9 protein-coding genes are annotated in these 10,914 nt (G+C 70.1%); 1 reads left to right on the plus strand and 8 read right to left on the minus strand.

The genetic code is table 11. The annotated features are described in order from the left end of the window. Positions 1 to 25: 25 nt before the first annotated feature. Positions 26 to 1,843 (minus strand): glutamine--fructose-6-phosphate transaminase (isomerizing), encoded by a 1,818-nt coding sequence (glmS, locus tag ACWGIU_RS05185; protein ID WP_453702568.1) that lies wholly within the window; start codon positions 1,841 to 1,843, stop codon positions 26 to 28. Positions 1,844 to 1,908: 65 nt separating this feature from the next. Beyond that, positions 1,909 to 2,184: a hypothetical protein gene (locus tag ACWGIU_RS05190; protein ID WP_030008735.1), complete on the minus strand. Its 276-nt coding sequence runs from the start codon at positions 2,182 to 2,184 to the stop codon at positions 1,909 to 1,911. A 171-nt stretch (positions 2,185 to 2,355) separates the two neighbouring features. Between ACWGIU_RS05190 and ACWGIU_RS05195 the strand changes: the two genes are divergently transcribed. Then, a complete protein-coding gene (locus tag ACWGIU_RS05195; protein WP_453702570.1) occupies positions 2,356 to 3,948 on the plus strand; it encodes a beta-N-acetylhexosaminidase in 1,593 nt (530 codons plus the stop codon). A gap of 14 nt (positions 3,949 to 3,962) precedes the next feature. Here the strand turns inward: ACWGIU_RS05195 and ACWGIU_RS05200 are convergent, their stop codons facing one another. The 6 genes from ACWGIU_RS05200 to ACWGIU_RS05225 all read right to left on the minus strand — a co-directional run bounded on the left by ACWGIU_RS05200 (position 3,963) and on the right by ACWGIU_RS05225 (position 10,859). After that, a complete protein-coding gene (locus ACWGIU_RS05200; protein WP_453702572.1) occupies positions 3,963 to 4,511 on the minus strand; it encodes a hypothetical protein in 549 nt (182 codons plus the stop codon). A 167-nt stretch (positions 4,512 to 4,678) separates the two neighbouring features. Further along, complete coding sequence (locus ACWGIU_RS05205; RefSeq protein WP_453702574.1) at positions 4,679 to 6,460, minus strand: IucA/IucC family protein; 1,782 nt, start codon at positions 6,458 to 6,460, stop codon at positions 4,679 to 4,681. Further along, positions 6,457 to 7,041 carry a GNAT family N-acetyltransferase gene (locus ACWGIU_RS05210; protein ID WP_453702576.1) on the minus strand — a complete coding sequence of 195 codons (585 nt, stop codon included), beginning with the start codon at positions 7,039 to 7,041 and terminating at the stop codon, positions 6,457 to 6,459. The genes ACWGIU_RS05205 and ACWGIU_RS05210 overlap by 4 nt, the downstream gene beginning before the upstream one ends. Further along, on the minus strand, positions 7,041 to 8,339 hold the full coding sequence (locus ACWGIU_RS05215; protein WP_453702578.1) for a lysine N(6)-hydroxylase/L-ornithine N(5)-oxygenase family protein: 1,299 nt from the start codon (positions 8,337 to 8,339) through the stop codon (positions 7,041 to 7,043). The genes ACWGIU_RS05210 and ACWGIU_RS05215 overlap by 1 nt, the downstream gene beginning before the upstream one ends. Then, positions 8,323 to 9,816 carry a pyridoxal phosphate-dependent decarboxylase family protein gene (locus tag ACWGIU_RS05220; RefSeq protein WP_453702580.1) on the minus strand — a complete coding sequence of 498 codons (1,494 nt, stop codon included), beginning with the start codon at positions 9,814 to 9,816 and terminating at the stop codon, positions 8,323 to 8,325. The genes ACWGIU_RS05215 and ACWGIU_RS05220 overlap by 17 nt, the downstream gene beginning before the upstream one ends. Before the next feature lie 143 nt (positions 9,817 to 9,959). Further along, the gene (locus ACWGIU_RS05225) at positions 9,960 to 10,859 is read right to left on the minus strand and encodes a siderophore-interacting protein (RefSeq protein WP_453702582.1); all 900 of its coding nucleotides are present in this window, start codon (positions 10,857 to 10,859) and stop codon (positions 9,960 to 9,962) included. Positions 10,860 to 10,914: the final 55 nt, after the last annotated feature.

The raw sequence follows: 10,914 nt of genomic DNA on the forward strand, positions 1-10,914 counted from the left end.
CGGGGGTTCTCCGGTGGAACGACGCTTACTCGACGGTGACCGACTTCGCCAGGTTGCGCGGCTTGTCGATGTCCCGGCCCATGGCCAGGGCCGTGTGGTACGCCAGCAGCTGGAGCGGGATGCCCATCAGGATCGGGTCCAGCTCGTCCTCGTTCTTCGGGACCACGATGGTGTGGTCCGCCTTCTCCTGCTCGCGGTGGGCGACCGCGAGGATCCGGCCGCTGCGGGCCTTGATCTCCTCCAGCGCCGCGCGGTTCTTCTCCAGCAGGTCGTCGTCGGGGACGATCGCGACCGTCGGCAGCGAGGGCTCGATCAGCGCCAGCGGGCCGTGCTTGAGCTCGGAGGCCGGGTAGGCCTCGGCGTGGATGTAGGAGATCTCCTTCAGCTTGAGGGAGGCCTCCAGCGCCACCGGGTAACCGCGCACCCGGCCGATGAACATCATCGACTTGGCCTCGGCGAACTCGGCCGCCAGCTTCTTGATGTCCTCTTCGCCGTCGAGGATCTCCTGGATCTGCGCGGGCAGCTTCCGCAGGCCCTCGATGATCCGCTTGCCGTCGGTGACCGAGAGGTCCCGGATGCGGCCGAGGTGCACGGCGAGCAGCGCGAAGGCCACGACCGTGTTGGTGAAGCACTTGGTGGAGACGACGCAGACCTCCGGGCCGGCGTGCACGTACACGCCGCCGTCGGCCTCGCGGGCGATCGCGGAACCGACCACGTTGACCACGCCGAGGACGCGGGCGCCCTTGCGCTTGAGCTCCTGCACGGCCGCGAGCACGTCGTACGTCTCACCGGACTGGGAGACCGCGATGTAGAGGGTGTCGGGGTCCACGACCGGGTTGCGGTAGCGGAACTCGGAGGCCGGCTCGGCATCCGCGGGGATGCGGGCCATGCCCTCGATGAGACCGGCGCCGATGAGGCCCGCGTGGTACGAGGTGCCGCAGCCCAGGATCTTGACCCGGCGGATGCCGCGCGCCTCGCGCGGGTCCAGGTTCAGGCCGCCCAGGTGCACGGTGTTGAAGCGGTCGTCGATCCGGCCGCGCAGCACGCGGTCGACCGCGTCGGGCTGCTCGGAGATCTCCTTGTGCATGTAGGTGTCGTGGCCGCCCATGTCGTACGAGGCGGCCTCCCACTCCACGGTCTCCGGGGTGGCGGTGGTCGTCGTGCCGGAGGTCGTGTAGGTGCGGAAGTCGTCGGCCTTGATGGTGGCCATCTCGCCGTCGCCGAGGGTGACGACCTGGCGGGTGTGGGCGACCAGCGCGGCGACGTCCGAGGCGACGAACATCTCCTTCTCGCCGATGCCGAGCACCACGGGGGAGCCGTTGCGGGCGACGACGATGCGGTCGGCGAAGTCGGCGTGCATGACGGCGATGCCGTAGGTGCCGTCGATGACCTTGACCGCCTCGCGGACCTTCTCCTCCAGGGAGTCGGCCTCGGAGCGGGCGATCAGGTGGACGATGACCTCGGTGTCGGTCTCGGAGACGAAGACGACGCCCTCGGCCTCCAGCTTGGCGCGCAGCTCGGAGCAGTTGTCGACGATGCCGTTGTGGACGACGGCGACCTTGTTCTCGGGGTCCAGGTGCGGGTGCGAGTTGATGTCGCTCGGGGCGCCGTGCGTGGCCCAGCGGGTGTGGGCGATGCCGGTGGTGCCGGCGAAGCGCTTGGGAACGCGGGACTCCAGCTCCCGGACGCGGCCCTTGGCCTTGACGACCTTCAGGGCCGGGGCCTTCGGGGTGTTGACCACGATGCCCGCGGAGTCGTATCCGCGGTACTCCAGCCGCTGCAGGCCTTCCAGCAGCAGCGGTGCCACGTCACGCTTGCCGATGTAACCGACGATTCCACACATACGGTTCTGCCCCTCCTGAAGTTCGGTTCTGTACTCGTCCGGTGCCGCGTGCGGCGGCCGCCGGCTCAGCCGTAGACGATGCGGCGCAACTGCCGGAGCGAGAGCTCCGGCGGCGCCACGGCGCGGTGCGGCAGCTCGGCCGCGATCCGCTCGAAGATCTCCGCGTTCACCGCTCCGCCGGACTGCAGTTCCCGGTGGCGGCGGCGGACGAACTCCTCGGTCGTCTCGTCGAAGTAGGCGAGCACGTCCAGTACCACCCGGGCTGCCTCACCGCGCTGCAGCGCGGTGCTGCGCACCAGGTGGTCGACGAGGTCGTCATGCGACGGGCGGCGATCGAGCACTCGTAGATATTGGCGGCTTGCAGCGTCGAACGCAAAGATCCTGCCCGATTTCGGGCAGGATCCCTCTGGTCTGGACCAGTAAGGCGCTCGATGTGACCACCTTCGGATGATTTCCGCACGTCCCGGATGCCCCCACCGGGCGCGACGGCCCGCTTGGCCTATACCTGTGGGATGAGAGTCCTGCGACGCACGCTCGGCACCCTCCTCGCCCTCGCGGCGGCCCCGGCCCTGGCGACCGCCTGCACCGCCGCCCACGGTGACGACGTCAGACCCGGGGACGACCCGCCGCCGGCCCTCGCCCCGTTCGAACGGCTGCTGCCGGCACCCGTCTCCGCGCGCGCCGGCGGCCCCGGCTACTCCTTCGGCTCGGGCACGGTCATCCGTACCGGCCGCGGCCCGGACCAGGAGGTCCGCCGGGTGGCCGAGCTCCTCGCCGAGCAGCTGCGCGGCCCGAGCGGGCTGCCGCTGCCGGTGGTGCAGGGGGCGCAGGGCGACGGGATCCGGCTCAGGATCGACGGGGCGGCGCAGGGGGTGGGCGACGAGGGGTACCGGCTGGAGTCCGGCCCGGCCGGGGTCACCCTCACCGCGCGGACGCCGGCCGGGCTCTTCCACGCGGGACAGACGCTGCGCCAGCTGGTGCCGGTGGCGGGGTCCGGCACGGTGCCGGGCGGGACGGTCACCGACCGGCCGCGCTTCGCGTACCGGGGGGCCATGGTCGACATCGCGCGCCACCACTTCTCGGTGCAGCAGGTGAAGAGGTACGTGGACCAGCTCGCCCAGTACAAGGTCAACACCCTGCACCTGCACCTGACCGACGACCAGGGGTGGCGCCTCGCGGTCGACTCCTGGCCGCGGCTGGCGGAGTACGGGGGCGGCAGCGAGGTCGGCGGCGGGCCCGGCGGCCACTGGACGAAGGACGAGTACCGGGAGCTGGTGGCCTACGCGGGGCAGCGGTACGTGGACGTGGTCCCCGAGATCGACATGCCGGGGCACGTGAACGCGGCGCTCGCCTCCTACGCCGAGCTGAACTGCGACGGGAAGGCCCCGGAGCGGTACACCGGCGTCAAGGTCGGCTTCAGCTCCCTGTGCGTCGCCAAGGAGCGGACGTACGAGTTCGTCGACGAGGTGCTCGGCGAACTGGCGGCGCTGACCCCGGGCCGCTATCTGCACATCGGCGGCGACGAGGCGCACGCGACGCCGGCGGCGGACTACGCGGCCTTCATGGACCGGGCCCAGGAGGTGGTGGGGCGGTACGGCAAGACGGTGGTGGCCTGGCATCAGCTGGCGACGGCCCGCCCGGCCCGGGGCGCGGTGCTCCAGTACTGGGGCCATGACAAGACCCCGGCTGCGGACAAGACGGCCGTGGTGGCGGCGGCGCAGGCGGGTCACCCGTTGATCCTGTCGCCGGCGGACCGGCTGTACCTCGACATGAAGTACGACCCGGCGACGAAGCCGGGCCTGGCCTGGGCGGGGTACGTCCCGGTGCGGCGCGCCTACTCCTGGGACCCGGGGGCGTACCTGGCCGGGGTCCCGGAGTCGGCGGTGCTGGGTGTGGAGGCCCCGCTGTGGACGGAGACCGTCGCGACGCGCGGCGACTGGGAGCTGATGGCCTTCCCGCGGGTGCTGGGCCTGGCCGAACTGGGCTGGTCGCCGGCGGCCGCGCTCGACTGGACCTCCTACAGCCGCCGCCTGGCCGCGCAGGCACCCCGGCTGACCGCGCAGGGCATCGGCTTCTTCAAGGCGCCGGACGTTCCCTGGCAGTGACCGGTGGGACGGGGTCAGCCCCAGCAGGAGGTCGTGGCCCCGTCGGCCTCGGAGCCCACGGATATCTCGAAGCCGGCACCCGAGGCGAACTCCGCGGCGGCTTCGGCACCGTAGAACTCGGTGAGGAAGCGCACGGGCGGGAAGGAGAGGGCGAACACCTTGGCCTGCCCGCCCCCGCCCTTCGTGAAGCATGATCCGGATGCGTCCTGACCGCGCACCGGTCCGGGCTCGAACCGCCAGCCGTCGGCCTCGGCGGCCTTGCGGTAGTGGTCGAGGACCTCTTGGCGGGTGCCGGGATACACGTAGGTGCGCCCGGCGGACAGCCAGGCGTCGCCGCTGTCGTCCGCGCACTCGGAGAAGGCGCCGTCGAAGGTGCGGGGTGCGCTCGCGCCGGGCGGCGGCGAGGAGAGCAGGGGCAGCGACTCCAGCTCCTTCATCCGGGCCCCGGTCCCCTCGCAGGTCTTGAACGGAGAGAGGAAGGAACAGCCGGACAGCCCTCCGGCCGCGATCACGGCCGACAGGAGCAGGGCGGCCGCACGTCCGGGGCGGATCCGGATCGGCATACGGGCTCCCAGACGGACTCGGGCCGTGCGCTGCGGCCACGGGAGCGGACACACGAAGGCGTGACCGCGAAGAGGGCCATTGTGCTTCGCGGTCACGCCGTCGGGATCCGGGGGTGGGGAGAGGGAGGCACCGAGGGACCGTATCGATGCCTCCCCCGCCCCGTGTGTCACCGCCGGGCGAAGGCCGCGACGGGGTTCTGCAGGTTGCCGATCAGCTGGAGGGCCGCCGCCGGGTCGGCGAGGTCGACCATCTGCTTGTTGTTGCGCAGCTGGAGGCGGTTCAGGCAGGACAGCTGGAACTCCTGCGCGAACAGGTCGTACCGCTCGAAGCGCTCCGCGAGCTGCGGCATCGACTCCTGGTAGGCGTGAGCGCAGTCCGCGACCGCCTGCCAGAAGGTGTCCTCCTCGCAGATGCCCTCGTCCGCGAGGATCGCGCCGAGGAAGCGGAAGAAGCAGTCGAAGACGTCCGTGAAGATCGACAGGAGCTTCATGTCCTCGGGGATGTCCGCCCGGACCCGCTCGACCGCGGGCGGCAGTACCGCGTCCGCGTCCATGATGACGATCTCCTCGGCGATGTCCTTGAAGATCGCCCGCTTCACCAGGCCGCCCTCGATGACGAGGATGGTGTTCTCGCCGTGCGGCATGTACGCGAGGTCGTACTGGTAGAAGCAGTGCAGCAGCGGCACCAGGTAGGCGCGCAGGTAGTGGCGCAGCCACTCGGCCGGGGTCAGGCCCGACTCCGCGATCAGCGCGCCGACGAAGGACTTGCCCTCGGCGTCCACGTGCAGGAGCGAGGCCATCGTGGCGAGGCGCTCGTCGCCCTGGATCGAGTTCACCGGGGACTCGCGCCACAGCGCGGCCAGCATCTTGCGGTAGGGCGAGTACCGGTCGGTGGCGCGCTCGTACTGGCGGTGGTGGTAGCCGATCGCCGCGCGCTCGCGGATGATCGAGAAGTCCACCGACTTCAGGACCTCGTCGCGCTCGATCAGTTGGTGCAGCCAGTCGTTGATGGCCGGGGTGGCCTCCATGTACGCGGCCGACAGGCCTCGCATGAAGCCCATGTTCAGGACCGAGATGGCGGTCTTGACGTAGTGCTTGCGCGGCGCGCTCCGGTTGAAGAACGTGCGGATCGACTGCTGCGCGAGGTACGCGTCGGGGCTCTCTCCCAGCAGCACCAGGCGGCGGTTCGCGATCTCGGCGGCGAAGGTGACCGTCGTCTTGTTCCACCACTGCCAGGGGTGGATCGGGAAGAGGTGGAAGTCGGCCAGGTCCAGGCCCAGCGCGGTCATCCGCTCGGCGAAGACGCCGATGGTCTCCTCGCCGAGTTCCTCGCGCATGAAGGAGTCGTGGTCCAGGCCCGCGCCCGCCGTGAAGGTGGAGACGTCCTTGCGGGCGGCCACCCACACCAGGTGGACGGGGCTGGCGGTCTCCGGGGCGTACGAGAGGTACTCGTGCACGCCGAAGCCCAGCCGGCCGTTGTTCGCGACGAAGCAGGGGTGGCCCTCGGTCATGCCCGTCTCGATGTCCTGGAAGGAGGACTTCGCGAGGACGTCGGAGGGGACCTGCGGCTTCGTGTACTTGTAGCCGGTGCCGGCCAGGGTGGAGGAGATCTCCTCCAGGTAGACGGGCAGCACCTCGGGGCTCAGGCCCAGGGCCTCGCGCAGCTCGATGTGGAAGTCGAGCGCGTCCAGCTCCAGCTCGGCGCCGTCACGGTGACGGGTGATGGAGGCCTCGTCGACCGACCAGTGGTCGAGGGCGTGCAGGACGGCCTTGAACCGGTACTCCACGGCGGAGTCGTCACTGAGGACCGAGTAGAGGCCGGAACCCAGCGGCTTCGGGGTCAGCAGGCGCTCGTGGGAGAACTCGGCGAGGCCCTTGCGGACCAGGGCGCGGTTGGCGCGGGCCCAGAGCTCGGGGGAGAGGTGGGCGACGGCGTCGGCGAGGCTCATATGGAGACCCCCGCGGCGGCCGTGGCGGCCTCGAACTGCGCGCGGGTGCAGAAGCTCAGCAGGGCTTCCTTTTCCGGCTTGGTGATCTGGCGCTCCGGGACGAAGCCCACGGCCTCGTTCAGGGCGTGCACGGCCGTGTTGGCGACGTCCGGCTCGACGACGACGCGCTCGGTGGCGGGGTCGGCGAAGACCGCGGCCATCACCGTGGTGATGACGGCGCGGGTGAAACCGTGCAGCGGGGTGTCGCTGGGGGCGACGAGGAAATGCATGCCGACGTCGCCGGGCTGGGCGTCGTAGAGGCCGACCAGCTCCAGCTCGGACGGGTCGTAGGTTTCCATGAGGAAGGCGGGGCGGCCCTCGTGCAGGCCGATGAAGGCCTGGTGGTGCTCGTGGGCGGCGATCCTCATGTACTCGCGTTCGACGTCCGGCAGGGACGCGTCCTGCATCATCCAGAACGAGGCCTTCGGGTGCGTGACCCAGCCGTGGAGCAGCTCCGCGTCGGCGAACGGGTCCAGGGGGCGCACGGCGAAGGAGCCGAGTTCCGTGTCGATGCGGGAGAAGAGAAGTTCGGTGGTGCTCATCAGAGGGTGCCTTCCGGGGCGGCGAACTGCTGGAACGCGATGGACTTCTCGACCTTGTAGTGCTCACGGCCGAGGAGCTCACCGACGATGTACGCGTTCCGGTACGCCGCCATGCCCAGGTCGGGCGAGGTGAGGGAGTGGTTGTGGGTGGTGCCGTTCTGCAGGTAGACCCCGCGGCCCGTGGTGTCGATGCTGTAGTTGCGGGCGGCGTCGAGACGGCCGTGCCCGTCGAAGTTCAGGCGGTCCCGCACCGGGTTCAGGAACTCCGGGAAGGCGTACTTGTAGCCGGTCGCCAGCACCAGGCCCTCGGAGGTCAGCGAGAAGTCCCGCTCCTGCTCCTCCTGGCGCAGCCCCAGCGTGTACGTGCCCGTGGTGGTGTCGTACGCGGTGCTGTTCAGGGAGGTGTTGGTCAGCAGGCTGGTCGGGACCGTGCCCGGCATGCTGATCTTCTTCTGGTAGAGCAGGTCGAAGATGGCGTTGATCAGGTCGCCGTCGATGCCCTTGAAGAGGTTCTTCTGCTGGGTCTCCAGCCGGTACCGGGTGTCCTCGGGGAGCGCGTGGAAGTAGTCCACGTACTCGGGGGAGGTCATCTCCAGGGTCAGCTTCGTGTACTCCAGCGGGAAGAACCGCGGCGAGCGGGTGACCCAGTTGAGCTGGTAGCCGTGGACGTCGATCTCGGCGAGGAGGTCGTAGTAGATCTCGGCCGCGCTCTGGCCGGAGCCGATGAGGGTGATCGACTTCTTCTTCTGCAGCTCCGGCTTGTTCTGCATGTAGGCGGAGTTGTGCAGGAAGTCGCCGCCCAGGCCCTCGCAGGCCTGCGGGAGGTGCGGCGGGGTGCCGGTGCCCAGGACCAGGCGGGGGGCGCGGTGGGTCTCGCCCTTGTCCGTGTGGACCTCGTACAGGCCGGCCTGCTCATCGTAGGTGACCTCGGTGACCGAGGTGGACCACCGGACGTTGTCGAGGCGGTCGGCGGCCCAGCGGCAGTAGTCGTTGTACTCGGCCCGCAGCGGGTAGAAGTTCTCCCGGATGTAGAAGGAGTACAGCCGGTCCTTGTCCTTCAGGTAGTTCAGGAAGGAGAAGGGCGACGTCGGGTCGGCGAGCGTGACCAGGTCCGACATGAAGGGCGTCTGCAGGTGGGCGCCGTCCAGGAACATCCCGGCGTGCCACTCGAAGTGCGGCTTCGACTCGATGAAGAGACCGTCGATCTCGTCGAGCGGGGCGGTCAGGCAGGCGAGTCCGAGGTTGAACGGACCGACGCCGATGCCGATGAAGTCGTGGGTCTCAGCGGTGGAGGGCAAGGGATTCTCCCAGGAACTGCTCGGCATGTGCGGCGAGAAGGTCGAGGACGGCCGCGATGTCGGCCGTCGTGGTCTGCGGGTTGAGGAGGGTGAACTTCAGGTACTGCTTGCCGTCCACCTTGGTGCCGGCGACGACGGCCTCACCGGAGGCGAACAGGGCCTTGCGGGCGTGCAGGTTGGCCTCGTCGACGAGGTCGGCGCGGATGTCGCCGCTCTCGGGTACGTAGCGGAAGACGAGGGTGGAGATCTGCGGCTTGACGACGACCTCGAAGCGCGGGTCGGCGTCGATGACGTCCCAGCCGGCCGCGGCCAGGTCGATGACCTCGTCGAAGAGCGAGCCGATGCCGTCGGCGCCCATGACGCGCAGGGTCACCCAGAGCTTGAGCGCGTCGAACCGGCGCGTGGTCTGGATGGACTTGTCGACCTGGTTGGGGATCCGCTCCTCGGCCATGCGGCGCGGGTTGAGGTAGTCCGCGTGGTACGTGGCGTGCTTGAGGGTGTCGCGGTCGCGCACCAGCATGGCGCTGGAGCTGACCGGCTGGAAGAACGACTTGTGGTAGTCGACGGTGACCGAGTCGGCGCGCTCGATGCCGTCGAGGAGGTGACGACGGGTCGGGGACGCCAGCAGTCCGCAGCCGTAGGCGGCGTCCACGTGCATCCACGCGGAGTGCTCGTCGGCCAGGCGGGCGATCTCGGGGAGCGGGTCGATGGACCCGAAGTCGGTGGTGCCGGCGGTGGCGACGACGGCCATCGGGAAGCGGCCCTCGGAGGCGCACTGCTCCAGCTCCAGGGCGAGCACCGCGGTGTCCATCCGGCGGTTGCGGTCGACCGGGACGGAGATGACGGCCTCGTAGCCGAGTCCGAGCATCGCGGCCGACTTCTGCACGCTGAAGTGGCTGGCCTCGGAGGTGAAGATGCGCAGTTTCGGAAGGAGTTCGGCCTTGGTGAGCTCGCGTCCCTCGTCGAGGGCCTTCTTCATGACGAGGCGGCAGGCCTCGTCACGGGCGAGGAGCAGTGCGTGGAAGTTGGACTGGCTGCCGCCGGAGGTGAAGACGCCGTCCGCGGCGGCGCCGAGGCCGATGCGCTCGGTGGTCCAGTCGATGAGGCGGCGCTCGATGAGCGTGCCGCCGATGGACTGGTCCCAGGTGTCGAGCGAGGAGTTGACCGCCGAGAGGATCGCCTCGCCGAGCACGGCGGGGATGACGACCGGGCAGTTGAGGTGGCCCAGGTAGCGCGGGTGGTGGAAGTACACCGCGTCGCGCAGGTAGACGTCCTCCAGCTCGTCCAGGACGGCGGCCGCGTCTTCGAGCGGCTTGTCCAGGTCGATCCCGTTGATGACCGGGGCGAGTTCGTCGACGGATATACCGGTGTGGGGCCGCTGCGTCGCCGCGAGTTTGGCGGCGACGCGCTCGACGCCCTCGGTGACGGAGCGCCGGTAGAGGTCCGCGGTCGTCTCGTTCAGCAGATGCGAGCGCATCAACTTTCCTCCGGGCAGGGGGTGGTGAGCGTGGGGTAGGTGATGTTTAGGTTAGCCTAACCTTAGTATTTCGCCAAACGGAGACGGGCCCCGGCTGGAAAGCCAGGGCCCATCTCAAGTGCGGTGCCGCATAAGCAAACTGACTAGAGTTCGGACGCCGGATCCTCGCTGGGAGCCTTCCCCGCGTACGCCTCGGCGAGGAGCTGTTCCTCGCTCGCGCCGAGCCGCCAGTAGCCGGTGAAACGTACGGCGCGACGGTCGACGGATCGTTCCTGCACGAAGTGCCGGCGCACCGCGCGAATCGTGCCCGCCTCGCCCGCCAGCCAGGCGTACGGGGCTTCGGCCGCACCGGGTCCGCCCGAGTGCAGCGCGCTCAGCACCTGCTCCGTGCGCTCCGGGCCGTCGCTCCGGCGCACGATCCAGGTGATGTCCGCGTCGGCCTGCGTCGCGAGGTCGAGCCGGTCGTCCTCGTGCGGGATCTCGAACCAGGCCCTGACCGGGGTCCCGGCCGGCAGCCGGTCCAGGATCGCGGCCGCGGCCGGCAGGGCGGTCTCGTCCGCGTACATCCAGATCGCGTCGGTGTCGGCCGGCGGCTGGAAGCGTACGGACTTGTTCTCCCGGACGGCCGGGCCGATCGCCAGGATCCGGCGGCCGCTCACCGCCCGCCCCGCCCAGCGGGACGCCGGGCCGGTGTCCCCGTGGAGGACGAAGTCGATGTCGACCTCGTCCGCCCCCTCGGGCGTACGGCGCTGCTCGCGCACCGTGTAGGAACGCATCACCGGCCGCTCCTCGTCCGGCATCCCGCGCCAGGCGGCGAACCAGGTGTCCTCGTCCGTGGACGGGAGCACCGTGTGCTCCTGGCCGGACGCGGGCAGGAAGAGCGACAGGCTCTGGTCGAAGCCGCCCGAGCGGAAGCCCGCGAGGGACTCCCCGCCGAACGTGACCCGCAGGAACGAGTGGCCCAGACGGCGCGTGCGGAGCACTTCGAGCGCGAAGAACCGGAAGTGCGCGACGGCCGGGGCGTCGGATGCGGTGGCGGTCATGCGGAGAGGTCCCCCCTGGGAGTCGGTACTGCCTGCCTGGCGCCCGGGGTCACCG

The organism is Streptomyces sp. NPDC054840, assembly GCF_053611065.1.